Origin of the sequence: Guptibacillus hwajinpoensis (genome assembly GCF_001039475.1) — a bacterium.
Lineage (GTDB): Bacteria > Bacillota > Bacilli > Bacillales > Guptibacillaceae > Guptibacillus > Guptibacillus hwajinpoensis.
In genome coordinates this window covers 1-16966 of the sequence record NZ_LELK01000001.1, presented here as the reverse complement: position 1 = coordinate 16966, position 16966 = coordinate 1, and the positions used below count along the sequence as shown (strand labels likewise).

Annotated in this window: 16 protein-coding genes; 3 read left to right on the top strand and 13 right to left on the bottom strand. The window is 39.1% G+C overall.

The genetic code is table 11. From position 1 onward, the window contains the following. Positions 1-201: 201 nt before the first annotated feature. Positions 202-1068, bottom strand: a complete 867-nt coding sequence (locus AB986_RS00080) for a YitT family protein (protein ID WP_048308864.1) — start codon at positions 1066-1068, stop codon at positions 202-204. A 138-nt stretch (positions 1069-1206) separates the two neighbouring features. Between AB986_RS00080 and AB986_RS00075 the strand changes: the two genes are divergently transcribed. Continuing rightward, complete coding sequence (locus tag AB986_RS00075; protein ID WP_048308863.1) at positions 1207-1467, top strand: DUF2624 family protein; 261 nt, start codon at positions 1207-1209, stop codon at positions 1465-1467. A 191-nt stretch (positions 1468-1658) separates the two neighbouring features. Here AB986_RS00075 and AB986_RS00070 read toward each other — a convergent pair whose 3' ends face one another. Both AB986_RS00070 and AB986_RS00065 read right to left on the bottom strand, forming a co-directional pair. Next, complete coding sequence (locus AB986_RS00070; RefSeq protein WP_048308862.1) at positions 1659-2552, bottom strand: deoxyribonuclease IV; 894 nt, start codon at positions 2550-2552, stop codon at positions 1659-1661. Positions 2553-2650: 98 nt separating this feature from the next. After that, positions 2651-3928: a DEAD/DEAH box helicase gene (locus AB986_RS00065; protein WP_048310733.1), complete on the bottom strand. Its 1278-nt coding sequence runs from the start codon at positions 3926-3928 to the stop codon at positions 2651-2653. A gap of 193 nt (positions 3929-4121) precedes the next feature. On the opposite strand from AB986_RS00065, the gene vrrA reads away from it, so the two are divergent. Together vrrA and AB986_RS00055 are read left to right on the top strand one after the other, a co-directional pair. Continuing rightward, complete coding sequence (gene vrrA, locus AB986_RS00060; RefSeq protein WP_048308861.1) at positions 4122-4727, top strand: VrrA/YqfQ family protein; 606 nt, start codon at positions 4122-4124, stop codon at positions 4725-4727. A gap of 93 nt (positions 4728-4820) precedes the next feature. Beyond that, on the top strand, positions 4821-5765 hold the full coding sequence (locus AB986_RS00055) for a 4-hydroxy-3-methylbut-2-enyl diphosphate reductase (RefSeq protein ID WP_048308860.1): 945 nt from the start codon (positions 4821-4823) through the stop codon (positions 5763-5765). 36 nt (positions 5766-5801) lie between these two features. On the opposite strand, the gene AB986_RS00050 is transcribed toward AB986_RS00055, so the two are convergent. From AB986_RS00050 to ccpN, 10 genes are all read right to left on the bottom strand, one after another. After that, positions 5802-6923: a Nif3-like dinuclear metal center hexameric protein gene (locus tag AB986_RS00050; RefSeq protein WP_048308859.1), complete on the bottom strand. Its 1122-nt coding sequence runs from the start codon at positions 6921-6923 to the stop codon at positions 5802-5804. Further along, positions 6920-7630: a tRNA (adenine(22)-N(1))-methyltransferase gene (locus AB986_RS00045; RefSeq protein WP_048308858.1), complete on the bottom strand. Its 711-nt coding sequence runs from the start codon at positions 7628-7630 to the stop codon at positions 6920-6922. The genes AB986_RS00050 and AB986_RS00045 overlap by 4 nt, the downstream gene beginning before the upstream one ends. A gap of 141 nt (positions 7631-7771) precedes the next feature. After that, complete coding sequence (gene cccA, locus AB986_RS00040) at positions 7772-8140, bottom strand: cytochrome c550 (protein ID WP_048308857.1); 369 nt, start codon at positions 8138-8140, stop codon at positions 7772-7774. 217 nt (positions 8141-8357) lie between these two features. Then, positions 8358-10010 carry an AMP-binding protein gene (locus tag AB986_RS00035; protein ID WP_048308856.1) on the bottom strand — a complete coding sequence of 551 codons (1653 nt, stop codon included), beginning with the start codon at positions 10008-10010 and terminating at the stop codon, positions 8358-8360. 47 nt (positions 10011-10057) lie between these two features. Further along, on the bottom strand, positions 10058-11197 hold the full coding sequence (locus tag AB986_RS00030; protein WP_048308855.1) for an acyl-CoA dehydrogenase family protein: 1140 nt from the start codon (positions 11195-11197) through the stop codon (positions 10058-10060). A gap of 323 nt (positions 11198-11520) precedes the next feature. Next, positions 11521-12636: an RNA polymerase sigma factor RpoD gene (gene rpoD, locus AB986_RS00025; protein ID WP_048308854.1), complete on the bottom strand. Its 1116-nt coding sequence runs from the start codon at positions 12634-12636 to the stop codon at positions 11521-11523. A 47-nt stretch (positions 12637-12683) separates the two neighbouring features. Continuing rightward, positions 12684-14501 (bottom strand): DNA primase, encoded by a 1818-nt coding sequence (gene dnaG / locus AB986_RS00020; RefSeq protein WP_048308853.1) that lies wholly within the window; start codon positions 14499-14501, stop codon positions 12684-12686. Positions 14502-14520: 19 nt separating this feature from the next. Then, positions 14521-15012: a YaiI/YqxD family protein gene (locus AB986_RS00015; RefSeq protein ID WP_048308852.1), complete on the bottom strand. Its 492-nt coding sequence runs from the start codon at positions 15010-15012 to the stop codon at positions 14521-14523. Between the two features lie 256 nt (positions 15013-15268). After that, on the bottom strand, positions 15269-16093 hold the full coding sequence (locus AB986_RS00010) for a pyruvate, water dikinase regulatory protein (RefSeq protein ID WP_048308851.1): 825 nt from the start codon (positions 16091-16093) through the stop codon (positions 15269-15271). Between the two features lie 14 nt (positions 16094-16107). Beyond that, entirely contained in the window at positions 16108-16749 is a 642-nt protein-coding gene (gene ccpN / locus AB986_RS00005; RefSeq protein WP_048308850.1) for a transcriptional regulator CcpN, read from the bottom strand. Positions 16750-16966: the final 217 nt, after the last annotated feature.

Below are 16966 nucleotides of genomic sequence, written 5' to 3'. Positions count from 1 at the left end.
ATCATTTTAATCTCAAACCTTCCTACTATTTTGCTCGGGTGTTCACCACTTTCTTAGGTGCTTTTCGTATACATTGTTCCCATGAGAGTTAATTTCCGCTCCAATTAGCTAATTGTGGCTTTTTACTCAATAATAATTATTTCAAAATCAACACTGTTCATTAAACATAGCCAAGAAAAAAGACCCCTTTATAAAGGAGTCTTAGTGTATTGGTGATTTGAATTTCGCACCTCTTGTTTCTTGGGTGTTCATAATTGTAATAAAAGCCTGAGTATCGATATCATAAATAACACCTTTAAGCTTTGTCACTTCAAGACGCGTGATTACAACATAAATGACTTCTTTCTCTTCATCTGTGTAGCCACCTTTACCAATAAGCTTTGTTGTACCTCTCCCAAGTCGATCAAGGATGGCATTTGAAATCTCTTCATAATGATCAGACACAATAAGAACAGCTTTCGTTTCATCGAGCCCTTGAATAACCGTATCAATTGTTTTAAATGCAATATAGTAAGCCATAACGGAATACATCGCATTTTCCCAGCTAAAAACAAACCCAGCCCATATGAAAATAAAGATATTCGTAAACATCACAAATTCACCAATTGAGAACGGAATTTTCTTTGTTAGCAAAATACCAAGTATTTCAGTTCCATCCATTGAACCTCCATGCCTTATAACAAGCCCAACTCCAAGTCCTAAAGTAAGACCTCCGAAAACCGTCCCTAGAATAGGTTCTGTTGTAAACGGCTCTGTATGATGCAATAACGTCTCAAAAGCTGCAAGCCCAATAATTCCAAATAAAGTTGAGAATGCAAATGTTTTACCAATTTGTTTGTAACCATAGTACATAAATGGAATGTTTATAACGATTACGAGAATTGCAAAGTTGAAAGGGGTTAAGTGATCTAGAATAAGGGAGACACCTATGATCCCACCGTCAATCAGCTGATTTGGAACAAGAAATAATTCAATAGCGACTGCTGCGAGAAATGCTCCGAACATAATCATTAACAAACGATAGATCAGATGTAGTTTACTTTCTTTCCTATGTTGTTTTTTCTGCATTACGCCCTCCTAGGCTAACTATGTATATTATTATTTATTATATAAGAAATACCGAGCTTCTTAAAGTAATGAAATCCAATCTTTGAACACTTCCTTCAGCGACCTGCATAGTATGAGGTAGGCAAAGGGGGCAACGTGATGAATCCTATTCAACTCCAACTTGTTAACTTCAAATTGAATCGCATAACCACTGATGAACTACTTCAACTTTCTAAGCAATACAACATCACACTTTCTGAAAAAGATGCCAAAAAAATCGTCCAAATATTAAAGCAGGAGAACATTGATATCGCTAATCAAACGCAAAGAAAGCGCATCTTAATGAAAATCAGTCGAGAAGTTAGTCCAGCTGTTGCATCCCGAGTTAACAAGTTAATTCTTTCATTTCTAAATGAATGACAAAAAACCGCTAGTGCGGTTTTTTGTTAGGCTATGTTAATGAACAATGTTGAGGCTCATTTACNTTTGCTCAGGCGAATGGGCACCACAGGGCGACCTTTCAGCAGAGCTGAAAGGCGAGTGAAACTGAGGTTTCACTCGAATGAGCCAAAAATCGAGAAATCAACAATATGAGCTAACATAGCCTTTTGTTAAGAAATTGTTAGCTTACTTTTAAGATCTTCATCAAATGTTTGTTTGCGAAGCATCTCAATTTCAAGCTTGTAAGGTGCTTTTTTGTTCTTCTTATCTTCGCCTACATATGGCGTCTCAAGAATCTTCGGTATATCCTTCAATTGTTCGTGATGAATCACGTTATTTAATGCTTCAAAACCGATATATCCGAATCCAATGTTCTCATGACGGTCTTTCGATGCGCCACGTTCATTCTTGCTATCATTTACATGAAGCACTTTCAGACGATCAATTCCAACAATACGATCAAATTCATTTAGAACACCATCAAAGTCATTAACGATATCATAACCAGCATCATGGGTATGACAAGTATCAAAACAAACGGATAATTTCTCATTATGGGTAACACCATCGATAATTTGAGCAAGCTCTTCGAAACTTCGACCACATTCAGATCCTTTTCCAGCCATCGTTTCAAGCGCAATTTGCACTTCCTGATCCGTTGTAAGAACTTCATTAAGTCCTTCAATAATTTTCTTAATGCCCTGCTCAGCACCTGCTCCCACGTGAGCACCAGGATGTAATACGATTTGTCTTGCTCCTAATGCATGGGTTCGTTCAATTTCTGACCGAAGAAAATCTACACCGAGTTGAAACGTCTCTGGTTTCGTAGTGTTTCCAATATTAATTATATAAGGAGCGTGCACGACAATATTGTTAATCCCGTGCTCTTTCATATGTTCCGTCCCTTTTTCTATATTCAGTTTTTCAATCGCTTTTCGTCTTGTATTTTGAGGTGCACCAGTATAAATCATGAAAGTAGTTGCACCGTATGAAACAGCCTCTTCACTTGCACCTAAAAGCATTTTATCTCCACTCATAGAAACGTGCGATCCTATTTTTAACATTTAATTCATTCCTTCCTTTACTCCCTCCATATGATAGCACAGAGGTTTTTACAAGGTAAAGTAAACAAAAACCCTCTCACAAGAGGGTTTTAAGTTATTTATTTTCTTCCGCGCTTATGTTGGATGCGGTCTCGTTCTTGCTGCATTTTCTTCTTATAGCCTGGTTTAACTTTCTTTGGCTTCGGAACGAAAACTTCCGGTTTAGATGAAGTAGGTTTCTTTCGAGGAGTAACAGGTTTCGCTTCTACCCACTCACCATTCTTTACTTCTTTGTATTCAATCTGAATCCCTTTTGCAGATAACTTTTGAACGGCTTGCTGATCTGAAGGCTCTGCTAGAGTATAAGCAATTCCATCCTGTCCTGCACGAGCTGTACGACCTACTCGGTGAATATAGAAATCCAGGTCTTTCGGAAGCTCAAAGTTAATAACATGAGAAATACCTTTAATATCAATTCCTCTTGAAGCAAGATCAGTTGCCACAACGTACTGACACTCTGCATCTTGTATTTTCTTCATAATCTGTTTACGTTGACGTGCTTGAACACCACCGTGCAAACGTTCAACATTGTGGCCATTCTCTATAAGAAAGTCAGCAACTTCATCAGCTGTTTGTTTTGTATTTGTAAATACAAGAGCTAAATAAGGGTTAATAGCTTTAGTAACATTTAGAAGTAACTCTTTCTTCTCACGATATCGTGCAGGTATGAAAATGTTTTCGACTTTATCAGCCGTCACCTGTTCAGCATTCACTTCAACAAACTTAGGGTTGTCCATATATTTTTTAAGGAATGGCTGTAAACTTTTCGGAATTGTAGCAGAGAAGACTAGCATTTGTAGATCCTTTGCCATTCTTGATGCAATATAATCCACATCTTCAATAAAGCCCATATCTAACATCTGATCCGCTTCATCTACAACAAGCATTGTTGCAGGGAAAACACTCAGTGCCTGTTCTTCTACGAGGTCCTTTATTCGACCTGGTGTTCCAATAACAATATGAGGTGTATTCTTCATTCGACTAATCATGCGTTTGCGATCCGTACCGCCTACAGCCTTCTTAATCGAAATAGCTTCTTCCTCAGGTAGAGTTGTAACTAACTTGAGTGCTTCATTATAAATTTGGTCCGCTAACTCACGAGTAGGCGCTGTAATTACAGCCTGACATTCGTTCTTCTCGTGATTAATTCGATGAATCAGTGGCAGTAAGAAAGCTAACGTTTTACCTGATCCAGTCTGGGATTGACCAATGGCACTCTCGCCATTTCGAATAGCAGGTACCAAGCGTTCCTGTATTTCAGTTGGTCTTGTAAATTTCTGTACTTCAAGTGCCTCAATTAAAAAAGGCTTTAATCCTAATCTATCAAATTGTTTCATTATTATTGCTCCTCCATCCATTAATCCACCTTGTATTATAGACCAATTTGTCCAAAAGCGCCATACGTCAAAAAACGACACTCTATTACTGTCATGCCCAATATCCCTTGTTCTCACACCTTCGATTTCTTTTAGCATACCTTATTAGTAACAACATTATAAATTGGTCAAGTTATGAAAAGGAGGGTATCACATGAACCAATTTCCTCCCTCCCCTCAAGGCGGCCCAGGACCTGGAATGGGTTTTCCATTCTCTGGTGGTGGATTCGGAGGCCCTAGTGCCGGTATGCCACAACCACCTCAAACAGGAACAGGCGGGCTTCTTTCTAGAATTCTAGGTGGAGGCGGAGGTACTCCTCAATCTCTTCCTATGCCTCCTGGTTCTTTTCCTGCTCTTCAGCGTGGCGTTTTGCCCGGCGTTCCTCAACAAGCCGGTGGAATGCTATCAAGGATTCTTCCTGGAGCAGCAGGTCAGGGTGGCATGGATATGATGGGAATGATTCAAAATGTACAAAAGGTTATGCAGGCAGCAGACACGATCAAACCAATGGTTCAGCAATATGGGCCGATGGTAAAGCAGCTTCCAGAAATGATTGCGCTTTTTAAGGAGTATCAGAAATCGAACAATGATAATGATGATAGTGAAGATGAGAATACAGATGATGAGCCCCTAAAGACAAAGAAAAAAACAAACAAGAGTAAGGCACCTAAAAAACCGCCTGTCAAAGCAACGAATAAGAAAAAAGAATCGATTTCCGAAGAAACCGTTCGAAAATCAAAGCCAAAACTATATGTTTGAACAGCCCCATTCATTGAGTTATCAGACCAACTCCTTTATAATTGAAATAGATTAGTTATACAACAATCCTTATATGGGTTGAGGAGGTTCTCGATGAAAGTCACAAAAATTTCACCTAGAGGTTACTGCTATGGTGTCGTAGACGCTATGGTTATAGCAAGAAATGCCGCTCTTGATAAAACACTACCACGCCCTATTTTTATTCTTGGGATGATTGTTCATAATAAACACGTTACAGATGCCTTCGAAGACGATGGCATTATTACACTTGATGGACCAAATCGGATGGAGATATTGAAAAATGTTGAATCCGGTACAGTCATTTTTACAGCTCACGGAGTATCACCTCAAGTACGAGAGCTTGCAGAAGAAAAAGGCTTAACAGTTCTCGATGCGACTTGTCCTGATGTTACGGTGACTCATGATTTAATTCGAGAGAAGCAAAAGGAAGGCTATCATGTCATTTATGTTGGCAAAAAAGGCCACCCTGAACCAGAAGGCGCTATGGGAATTGCCCCTGATATTGTGCATCTAGTTGAAAAGCCTGAAGAAGTTGATGAGCTTTCAATTGACTCCGAACGAATTATTATTACAAACCAAACGACTATGAGTCAGTGGGATGTTCAAGAAATTATGGAAAAAGCAATGGAACGTTATCCACACGCTGTTATCCATAACGAAATATGTAATGCTACTCAGGTTCGACAAGAAGCTGTTGCAGAGCAAGCTGGAGATACGGATCTTGTGCTAGTAGTTGGGGATCCAAAAAGCAACAACTCAAACAGACTTGCACAGGTTTCAATTGAAGTTGCTGGAACACCAGCATATCGAATTGCTGACGTATCTGAAATCGAGCTTGAATGGCTTGAGGGAGTTGAAACAGTTGGTGTAACAGCTGGAGCTTCAACACCTACACCAATAACTAAAGAAGTCATTCGATTCCTCGATCAATATGATCCTGAAGTTCGTGATACGTGGACTCGCGAAAGAGCAGTGCCCGCTTCAAAAATACTCCCTAAAGTAAAAGTGAAAAAATAACAAATAATCCCGCCTCTCTTGAGGCGGGATTATTTGTTATCTAAATTGAAAGGGGTCCGTTATTACTCGCGATGGAATAATTTCAGTATCGTAATGCTTATCTTGCATAAATGATTGCAATTTCTTCTGAACACCTTCGATCATAATCTTTTCGATATTATGACCAGCGTCAATGATTTGAAGTCCTTCCATCATTGCATCGTGTGCTACATGGTAATAAATATCTCCTGACACAAAAACATCTGCACCACTAAAACGAGCAGCATGTATAAATTTATTTCCATCTCCACCAAGCACAGCTACCTTTTTCACAGTTGATTGAAGATCCCCTACAATCCGGATACCGCTAGCGCCAAGCTTGTCTTTAACAAAGCTAGCAAATTCCTCTAGCGTCATGTCGTTTTCTAAATGTCCAATTCTGCCAAGTCCTAGCTTCTCTGATTCATTTTCCAAAGGATAAATATCATATGCCACTTCTTCATATGGATGCGCTTTTGTTATCGCTCTAATTACTTTACTCTGCAAGTCTTCAGGGAAAACACTCTCTATTTTCACTTCTGGTACTGCTTCCAACTCCCCTGTTTCTCCTATATAAGGAGTTGTTCCCTCTGTTGGCCTAAACCTTCCAGTACCATTGGAGCTAAATGTACAGTCACTATAGTCACCAATATAACCAGCACCAGCATTTGATAGAGCTTCTCTCACATCTACTTCATGAGTAGCTGGTACAAAGATTGCTATTTTCTTGTACTTGTTCTGAAATGTCTCTACAAGTACCTTTGTATTTTTTAAAGAAAGAGCATCAGCAAGCATATCATTTACTCCACCGGGAGCAACATCCAAATTCGTATGCGCAGCATATACTGTTATATTGTTTTTTATTAATGTTTCGATCATTTTTCCTTGTTCAGTATCTAAATTAATCTTCTTGAGCGGCCGGTACAAAATTGGGTGATGGGCGATAATCAAATCCACACCTTCTCTAATAGCCTCATCCACTACATTAGGTAAGACATCTAGAGCAGTCATTACTTTATTTATTTTTTTATTCAAACTTCCAACCTGTAAACCGATTGGATCACCGTCTTCCGCATATTTCTTTTTCGACCAGGACTCGAATTCCTGAATAATTGCCTGGCCTGATGCTAATTTACTCATGAAAGTACCTCCTTAATTAAGTCACGTTCATTTTTCACTTGTGCCTCTTTTTCTGAGATCGCATCTGCCTGTTTTAATGAGAGAAGAATACGCTCACGCTTCATCAACTCATTCTGCCACTTTTTCATAAACGCCTCGTTTTTCTCTTTCATTAAGATTGGGCCAGCAAGTAATTGTTTCTGAAGATCCTTTCCATTCAATCCTTCGTAAGGTTTTTTTCCATCGCCTGCATCAAACACTAGAATTTCGTAAATTTTATCATCTTCTTCTATGATAGATTCATGTACAAGTTCCCAGTTCAAGTCAGCAAGTCGTTCACGAAGAAGGTGAGCTGCAACATTAGGTTGAAGTATCAAACGATTAACGCCATCTAGTTTTTCCAGGCCGCCTAGCAAAATATCCCGGATAAGTTGCCCACCCATTCCTGCAATTGTAATTGTATCAACTTCTCCAGGAGAAATAACTTCCAGTCCATTCCCCTTTCGAACAGAAATCACATCAGCAAATCCACTTCGTGTTACTTGATTTCGTGCAGATTGATAAGGTCCTTCATTTACTTCTCCTGCAACTGCAAAAGAAATTCGATTATGATTCATTAAATAACACGGCAAATATGCATGATCTGATCCAATGTCAGCAATTCTACTTCCATCAGGAACGAAGCTTGCCACTAGTTTAAGTCTTTCTGATAATAATTTATCGTTCATTTTTTCACCACTACTTATTTAGTTTCTTTACTCTAGTTTACCCTCTCTGTTTCAGACTTAACATAGAAGCACACAGAGAGATTTAGTATGAAATACAAATAGAAAAGCCTTCTGTTCTCACAGAAAGCTTCTTTTTTTATCCTATTTTTTCTCAGAAAGCCACTTAGCTACCGCCTCAGCTTGTTCACCTTGAATAAGTCCAGCAGGCATTCCGCTACCTTTACCGTTGTTAATGATTCCGAGAATTTCGTCCTTGGAGTACTTTCCGCCAACTGCAGTAAGAGCTGGTCCTACTTGACCTCCAAGATCCCCACCGTGACAGGAAGCACAGCTCTGAGCATAAATTTCTTCAGGTGCCGCTTCAGCTTGCTCTTGTTTTTCTCCGTTGCCTTCATTGCCCTCAGCGCTTTCTTCGCCACCCTGCTGCAATGCCCAGAAAGAAACACCAATAATGAGAATTAATCCAATAACTGCTGTCCACGCAAATGGGATAAGCGGATTTTTTTTCATTTCTTTTCCTCCTTGTACCGATTCGCTGATATCGTTTTCCCCAATTATGTAAGAGTAAACAAATCATAACTTATTTTACTTGAAAACGCTATGAAAGAAAAGGGAAACCGAGGCAAATCACATATTTGTCATAGTTTTCACTCTGTTTCTATCATAGCAAATATTTACGATAAAACAAAATGGCATCAGCACATTTACTGATGCCTTTCGTCTATTATCAGATGGTTTCTGTCTTATTCTTGGCCCAATCAGCTACAGATTCACGAAGACGGTACTTTTGGATTTTACCAGATGCAGTCATAGGGTATTCATCCACGAAAAACACTTGACTTGGAATCTTATATCGAGCGATCTTCCCTTCACAATAGGACCTAATATCTGCTTCAGAAACAGATTGATTTCCCTTTAATTGGATACAAGCGACGACTTTTTCACCGTACTTTTCATCCGGTAATCCAATCACTTGAACATCAAGTACAGCTGGATGAGTATAAAGAAATTCTTCAATTTCACGAGGATATATATTCTCTCCTCCCCGTATCACCATATCCTTTAGCCTGCCTGTAATCTCTACATAGCCTTTCTCATCCATTTTCGCAAGATCGCCTGTATGAAGCCAACCTTCTTCATCAATAGCTTCATTTGTCGCATCAGGCATATTGTAGTACCCCTTCATAACGTGGTATCCCCTCGTACATAGTTCGCCAGTAAACCCAGGTTCTGTTTCTTTTCTTGTCACCGGATCAATAATTTTCACTTCAACACCTGGAAGGGCTTTACCTACCGTATTCACTCTATAATCAACTGGATCATTGGTTCTGGTTTGTGTGATAACAGGTGAAGACTCTGTTTGACCGTATGCAATTGTGATTTCTGACATATTCATGCGACTCATTACTTTTTTCATTACTTCTATTGGACATGGGCTTCCAGCCATTATTCCAGTTCGAAGAGAACTTAAATTGTAAGAATTAAACGTTGGTAAGCTTAGCTCAGCAATAAACATCGTTGGCACACCGTGAAGTGCTGTACATTGCTCATTTTGTACCGTTTTAAGTACAAGTTCTGGTTCAAATTCAACGATTGGAAAAATCGATGCCCCAGCAGAAAATGCAGCAAGTGTTCCAAGCACGCATCCGAAACAGTGAAAAAATGGAACTGGGATACAGAGGCGGTCTTTTTCAGTTAGTTCCATACATTGTCCGATTTGATGGCCATTATTTAAAATATTCGAGTGAGTGAGCATAACGCCTTTAGGAAATCCAGTAGTACCAGAAGTGTACTGCATGTTGATGACATCATCTGGTTGCAGTTCTTTTTTTCGATTGGCTAGCTCGTGATCACTAATAGAATGACTTTCATTCATGAAGATTTCCCACGCTAAGAAAGAAGGATGTGGATCATTACCAATGAAAATAGCATCCTGTAAATGTGGCAACAACTCAATAGCGCATTTTCCATTTGCTACGTGATCGCCATCTTTTTGAAGTTTTAGAAACGCTTCAGGATAAGATGTGCCTTTAAATCCATTAATTAAAAACAATCGTGTTGCTTCGGATTGCTTAAGTACATATTCAAGTTCAGTCGTTTGATAATTGGTGTTTACGGTAACTAAAACAGCCCCAATTTTGGCCGTTGCAAATTGAAGCAAAAGCCATTCAGGCACATTAGTTGCCCAGACCGCAACATGCTCGCCTTTTTCAACGCCCAACTTTAGTAGCGCTTTAGCAGTCCGATTAACTTCTTCGTTAAATTCGTTAAATGTATAACGAATACCCTCATTAGAATATACGACAGCTTCTTTTGATCCAAATTGTTTTACTTGTCTCTCAAGCATTGAGCCTATCGTCTCATGAAGCAGTTCTGTCATAGACACACCCCTATCTATAATCTAAACTAACCGAGCGCTCGTTCAGTTTAACAGCCAATTTCACGAGCAATTACCATACGCTGAATCTCAGAAGTACCTTCTCCAATTTCAAGAAGCTTCGCATCTCTGAAATACCTCTCGACATGATAGTCACGCATATATCCATTACCGCCATGTATTTGTACAGCTTGATCACAAACTTCCATACACATTTCAGAGGCATATAGTTTGCAGATCGATGCTTCCTTCGTAAATTTCTTGCCCTGATCTTTCAACCATGCAGCTTTATATACCATTGTTCGTGCTAATTCAATTTTCATCGCCATATCAGCGAGCTTAAATTGAATTGCTTGAAACCTCGAAATCGCGGTTCCGAATTGTTTTCTCTCATTTGCATATTGTAACGCTTTTTCATAAGCTGCCTGAGCAATTCCGACGCCCATTGCACCTATTCCAATACGTCCTCCGTCAAGTGTGATAAGGAACTGTCTGAAGCCCTCTCCTCGCTTACCTAGCAAATTTTCTTCAGGTACGCGCACATCTTCCATAACTAATTCGGTTGTATTAGAAGAATGAAGTCCAAGCTTTTCGTAATTATCAACTACTCTAAAGCCTGGTGCTGAAGTAGGCGCAATAATAGCACTTATCTCCTTCTTTCCATCTTTACGATCTGTAATAGCAGTTAAAGCAAGGTGATCAGCATAAGAAGCATTTGTGATGTAACATTTACTTCCGTTGATAACCCACTCTCCGTTTTCCAAGTAAGCTTCTGTTTCTGTTCCCCCTGCATCACTTCCAGCGTTAGGCTCTGTTAGTCCAAACGCTCCAAGAGATTCACCTGAACAAATAGGAGCTAGATATTTTTGTTTTTGTTCCTCAGTACCAAATAAATTAAGTGGCGCTCCACCAAGTGAAACATGTGCTGAGTAAGTAATACCTGTCGATCCACATGCTCTACTTAACTCTTCGACAACTATTGCAAAGCTGATCGTATCTGCTCCGCCACCACCATACTCCTCAGGGAACGGGAGGCCCATTATTCCTAGATCGCCAAGTTGCTGAAAAATTTCTTTAGGAAATCGCTTTTCTTTATCTCGTTGTTCAGCACCAGGTGCAACTTTTTCATCAGCAAATTCTCTAATCATCTTTCGAATCATAGCTTGTTCTTTCGTTAAGTCAAAGTTCATGTAAGAATAACCTCCTGTAAATTACTTCTCTATAATGTGAATGCGCTTACATTTTATTATCTCTTTAAGTTGTTATTTTTTCAACATTTTAGAAAATAAAAATAATTAAATATATTATTTTTTTGTTATCTTATTACTAAACCCTTTATTCATAAGCTTGTGGGCTTTTGATGGAAAAAGGGTGATTTGCAAAACGAATGAAAAATCAGTAAAATAAATGACAAGAAATGTATTCGTTTTCGTGTGAACTAGTTTGTTGTACTTATTGCTACTCTCAATAAAAAAACTCCGCCTGCGGCATGCAGACGGAGAGTATATCTAACCTATTCAAGAAAATCTTTGAGTCGTTTGCTACGGCTTGGATGACGAAGCTTGCGAAGTGCTTTCGCTTCAATTTGGCGAATTCGCTCGCGTGTAACACCAAATACTCGTCCTACTTCTTCTAATGTTCTGGTACGTCCATCATCGAGTCCAAAGCGCAATCTAAGAACATTCTCTTCTCGATCTGTTAAGGTATCGAGAACGTCCTCCAATTGCTCTTTAAGAAGCTCGTAAGCAGCTGCGTCCGATGGCGCAAGAGCATCCTGGTCTTCAATAAAATCACCAAGGTGAGAATCATCTTCTTCACCAATAGGTGTTTCAAGAGAGACAGGTTCTTGAGCGATCTTTAGGATTTCACGCACTTTCTCTGGTGAAAGATCCATTTCTTTACCAATTTCTTCAGGAGATGGTTCGCGGCCAAGATCTTGAAGAAGTTGACGCTGAACTCGAATCAATTTATTAATCGTTTCCACCATATGAACGGGAATACGAATCGTTCTTGCTTGGTCTGCTATTGCTCGTGTGATTGCCTGACGAATCCACCACGTTGCATACGTACTAAATTTGTAACCTTTTCGATAATCAAATTTCTCAACTGCTTTAATGAGTCCCATGTTACCTTCTTGAATTAAATCTAAGAAGAGCATGCCTCGTCCAACGTATCTTTTTGCGATACTTACAACAAGTCGAAGGTTTGCTTCAGCGAGACGACGCTTAGCCTCTTCGTCACCTTCTTCGATACGTTGTGCTAGACTAATCTCTTCCTTTGCAGAAAGAAGGTCTACACGACCAATCTCTTTAAGGTACATACGAACCGGATCATTTATTTTGACACCCGGAGGAACACTTAAGTCGTTTAAGTCGAATTCTTCTTCTTTATTAACTTCTTGAGGCGAAGGGTTGTCAGAATTATCTTCGATGACTTCAACACCTTGTTCCTCTAGATATTCAAAGAATTCATCCATTTGATCGGAATCTTGTTCAAACGGAGACAACCGTTCTACAATCGTAGAGTAAGTAATTAAGCTTGTTTTCTTTCCAAGCTCTACTAACTGCTCTTTCACTTGATCGATGGTTAATTCACCTTCCGCCGGCTGGCGAGTTGGTTTTTCAGCCATTCGATCCCCTCCTTCCATACATCTCAACAATACAGATAGTCAATTTCTCAAAATGTTTTTTTAATATTCTTCTTCATCTCGAGAATCTCCATGGCAATTTTAGCTGCCTGGACAAAGTCTTGCTTCATTTCCGCTTCTTTTTTCTCTTTTTCTCTCTCTTCTATCTTTATCCATTCTGGATAATTTAACACCTGTCGAATATAATCTTGGAGTTCTTTATCCGACACGTCTTCATTTAAATCCATCATGGCCAATTCAGAAGCAATTTTGACAAGGTTAGGATCAGTAAGCTGCTCCATGAATTGGCTAACATCCGCATCATGTCCATTAGCATAGAAGCTATACAAGTAAGCAGCGATCGCACTATGCTCGTCAATATTAAACGAACCGCCAACCTCTTCCTGCACTTTTTCTGCTACATCTAAGTCACGCATCATGTAAGCAAGCAGAATTCGTTCTGCATTCTGATAGGCAGGCAGGAGTTTCTTCTTCACATAGAAATTTTTCCTAGCATTATTATCCCTTTTTGGAGGAGCATTATCCTTCTTATTCTTCCCCTCCTTATGAAATTGGAATACCTGCTGCTTTAATGCATCAAGTGAAAGTGAGAACTCCTCTGATAACTGTCTAAGATAATGATCTCTTTCCACAGCTTTCGTAAGTCCACTAATTTCTTTAAGTACTTCTTCGATATAGCGGATTCGTTCTCCTTCATCTGATAGGTTTTTCCCTGATCTGAGAACCTCCATCTTAAAAGCCATGACCGTTGGCGCAGCCCCTATTACATCCTTCTCAAAACGTTCTGCTCCGTAAGTTTGGATATAGTCATCGGGATCTAGTCCATCAGGCATTTTGGCTATTCTCACGTAACAACCAGCCTCAATTAATTCATCTGCAGCTCTAATAGCTGCCTGTGTACCAGCCTTATCAGAGTCATAACAAATCACAACGGATTCTGTTTGTCTTCTGATAAGTTTGGCTTGATCTTTCGTTAAGGCTGTCCCAAGACTTGCTACAACATTTTGTACCCCATTCCCGTAAGCTGTAATCACATCAACGTATCCTTCTAGAAGAATCGCCTGATCTTTCATACGAATTGCAGAACGAGTTAGGTGAAAGCCGTAAAGAAACTTCCCCTTTTGAAAGAGAGTCGTCTCTGGACTATTTAAATACTTAGGTTCACCACTTCCGATGATTCTTCCACCAAAAGCAACTGGTCTGCCTTTGGGGTCCCATATTGGGAACATAATGCGATTTCGAAAACGATCGAAATACTTTCCATCAAACTCTCTTTTGGCTAAAAGACCAGCGTCGGCTACTTTAGGAAGTGGGTAATTCCTCTTCTGTAAATAGTTCGTTGCGTAATCCCATGAATCAGGTGCAAATCCTAGTTGAAATTCCTCAATCATTTCATCTGTAAAGCCACGATCATTTAAGTATTCACGAGCACCTTTGCCTTCAGGGGTTTTGACCATACAGTGATTGTATAACTTAGCAAGAAAGTCATGTGCTTTGTAAATCACATCGTTTTCTGATGCTTTAGCTCCACTGCTCTCTCGATCTTGAATTTCAGGCAATTCAACACCTGATTTCTGTCCAAGAACTTGAACTGCTTCTATAAAGTTATACCCTTCAATTTCCATTAAAAACGAAAAAGCGTTACCGCCTGTGCCGCAGCCAAAGCAATGATAAATTTGTTTATCAGGTGCTACTGAAAAAGAAGGAGTGCTTTCGCCATGAAAAGGGCAAAGGCCAAAGAAATTTCTTCCTTGTTTTTTCAGTTGGACATAATCGCTAATTACATCAACGATGTCTGTGGAACGGCGAATCGCTTCAATTTTATCTTCTGGGATTCTGCCACTCATTCATTATCACCAACAGGTTTTATAATTTCGACAAATAAAAATAATCTCCTTCATAATTCGACAAAACTTCAATTAATTTTTTTCGAAATTGAACACGATCATCGCCAGTGAATTTACGTGGACCTTTCGTGTGCTTTCCTGCTCTTCTACTTTTAGAAGCAAGGTAACGAGTATGTAGAAGAGTTGAAATGTTCTCTTCGGTGTAACTTTTTCCTCGCGGAGAAAGAACAAATACACCCTTAGGCAACAGTAGGCTTGCTAACCCATAATCTTGAGTTACGGCAATGTCTCCTTTGCTCGAATGGCGATGAATGTAGAGATCTGCTTCTTCCTTCTCAGAGTCTACCATAACCCACTTTGCTTCTCTGAATGTTGTGCTCATATGAGCATACGAAGCAACAAAAATGATTTCAACGTTTGAAAGAGCTTGATTAAAAGACATTATTTCTTCTTTAACTGGAACTGGACAGGCATCTGCATCGACAAAAAGCGTCAGTTTCTTTTTCGTCATAATTCTCTATTCTACATCTCCCTGAGTTATCCTTCTTTTGAAATTTATGTTTTAACTTTCAGATTTTTTATCTAGACTATTTAACAAATCTGACAATTCATCTAAAAGCCTTACTTTATGATTATAGACAATTTTTATTGACAATATTTGATTATATACTAAATTTATTAAATTGAACAGATAAAAACCATAAAAAAACACCATCACCGTATCATTTTTTTCATGTCGATGATGGCCATTTCCCTCAATTATTGTATTAGGAGGAATGCTTGCCTTTATAAAGGCTTAAAATAAGATTTGCTGTTTCCTCTACTGCACGATTTGAAACATCAATGACCTGACAGTTCATCTTTTCAATGATTGAATTAAAATACTCTAATTCTTCATTTATTCGAGACATATTTGCATAGCTAGCTTCTGCATTAAGTCCTAGTGCTATTAAGCGTTCTTTACGTATATTATTTAATTTCTCTGGGCTAATTTTCAAAGCATAGCATTTTCCCTCTGCCACACTAAACAACTCTTCTGGAGGATCAACTTCCGGCACGATCGGTACGTTTGCCACTTTTAAACGTTTGTGTGCTAAATATTGGGATAATGGCGTTTTGGATGTTCGAGAAACACCAACTAATACAATATCAGCAAGAGCAATCCCACGAGGGTCTCTTCCATCATCATACTTAACAGCAAATTCAATTGCTTCTACTCTTCGAAAATAATCCTCATCGAGCTTATGTACAAGCCCCGGTTCATTGCGAGGAGCTTTGCCTATGACTGATTCCATATGATCCATCATTGGACCTATAATATCAACTGCTTGAATATTCTCTTTACGTGCGAGATTAAGAAGAAAATCACGTAATTCTGGAACAACAAGAGTGAAAGCTACAATTGCCTTTGTCTCTTTCGCAAGCGTCATAACTTCATGAATAGTAGCAGTATCTTCTACATATGGTACTCTACGAACATCAAAATCAGTAGGGTCGAACTGGCTTGCAGCAGCTTTTACCACAAGTTCTGCCGTTTCACCGACCGAATCTGATATTACATACACAATGGCTCGATTAGCTGTATTTGTCATAAAAACCTCCTATGCTAAATAATTTCATCTTTTGCAAGATCAACAAGAGATCTGGTGATATTCGTCTTAGTAATTCGACCGATGACCTCTATCCCATCCTCTACTTCTTTTACAATCGGCAAGGCGTCTATTTGTTTCTCAATTAGTTGGTTTGCTACTTCTATTAAAAGATCATCTTTCGAACAAACCGTAATATTAGGCATTCTGGTCATAATAATTGTTACAGGAATGCTTTCTAAATTCTGCTTGCCAAGCGCAGCTCTTAAGAGGTCTTTTCTCGATAGTACCCCTACTAAGTGTGCTCGTTCATTCACCACAAAGAGTGTTCCTACATCTTCTAGAAACATTGAACAAATTGCATCATATACGCTAGCATTCTCCTGGACCACTACTGGAATAGACTTATAATCATCTACTTTGATTTTTCTTATTTTTTCAGTTAAAAGCTGCGATCCTGTTTTGCCAGTATAAAAATAGCCTACTCTTGGTCGCGCGTCAAGATAGCCAGCCATTGTTAGAATTGCAAGATCCGGTCTAAGTGTTGCTCTTGTAAGGCTAAGCTTTTCAGCAATATGCTCACCTGTTATTGGGCCTTCATTCTTCACAATTTGAAGAATTGTTTCTTGTCGGTTATTAAGTTGGATGTGACTCACCACCTTCGTATAATGTTATACTTTATTTTCATTATTATATACGATTATACCATCCGGACGAAAGTACTCAGCCTACTTTTAGAGAATCGGTGGCTTTCTTTGTTTTCAACTAGCCCTGTAACGAATAAAGAGCCCCGAATACATTAAACTGTACCCTTTGTAAAGGACACTTTAAAAAAGGGTTAGGCTGACCTAAGGAGATGATTCCTGTATTCAACAG

Coding starts and splice junctions, on each gene's coding strand:
- AB986_RS00080 (WP_048308864.1), bottom strand. CDS start 1,068: ATGCAGAAAAAACAACATAGGAAAGAAAGTAAACTACATCTGATCTAT.
- AB986_RS00075 (WP_048308863.1), top strand. CDS start 1,207: ATGAATCCTATTCAACTCCAACTTGTTAACTTCAAATTGAATCGCATA.
- AB986_RS00070 (WP_048308862.1), bottom strand. CDS start 2,552: ATGTTAAAAATAGGATCGCACGTTTCTATGAGTGGAGATAAAATGCTT.
- AB986_RS00065 (WP_048310733.1), bottom strand. CDS start 3,928: ATGAAACAATTTGATAGATTAGGATTAAAGCCTTTTTTAATTGAGGCA.
- vrrA (WP_048308861.1), top strand. CDS start 4,122: ATGAACCAATTTCCTCCCTCCCCTCAAGGCGGCCCAGGACCTGGAATG.
- AB986_RS00055 (WP_048308860.1), top strand. CDS start 4,821: ATGAAAGTCACAAAAATTTCACCTAGAGGTTACTGCTATGGTGTCGTA.
- AB986_RS00050 (WP_048308859.1), bottom strand. CDS start 6,923: ATGAGTAAATTAGCATCAGGCCAGGCAATTATTCAGGAATTCGAGTCC.
- AB986_RS00045 (WP_048308858.1), bottom strand. CDS start 7,630: ATGAACGATAAATTATTATCAGAAAGACTTAAACTAGTGGCAAGCTTC.
- cccA (WP_048308857.1), bottom strand. CDS start 8,140: ATGAAAAAAAATCCGCTTATCCCATTTGCGTGGACAGCAGTTATTGGA.
- AB986_RS00035 (WP_048308856.1), bottom strand. CDS start 10,010: ATGACAGAACTGCTTCATGAGACGATAGGCTCAATGCTTGAGAGACAA.
- AB986_RS00030 (WP_048308855.1), bottom strand. CDS start 11,197: ATGAACTTTGACTTAACGAAAGAACAAGCTATGATTCGAAAGATGATT.
- rpoD (WP_048308854.1), bottom strand. CDS start 12,636: ATGGCTGAAAAACCAACTCGCCAGCCGGCGGAAGGTGAATTAACCATC.
- dnaG (WP_048308853.1), bottom strand. CDS start 14,501: ATGAGTGGCAGAATCCCAGAAGATAAAATTGAAGCGATTCGCCGTTCC.
- AB986_RS00015 (WP_048308852.1), bottom strand. CDS start 15,012: ATGACGAAAAAGAAACTGACGCTTTTTGTCGATGCAGATGCCTGTCCA.
- AB986_RS00010 (WP_048308851.1), bottom strand. CDS start 16,093: ATGACAAATACAGCTAATCGAGCCATTGTGTATGTAATATCAGATTCG.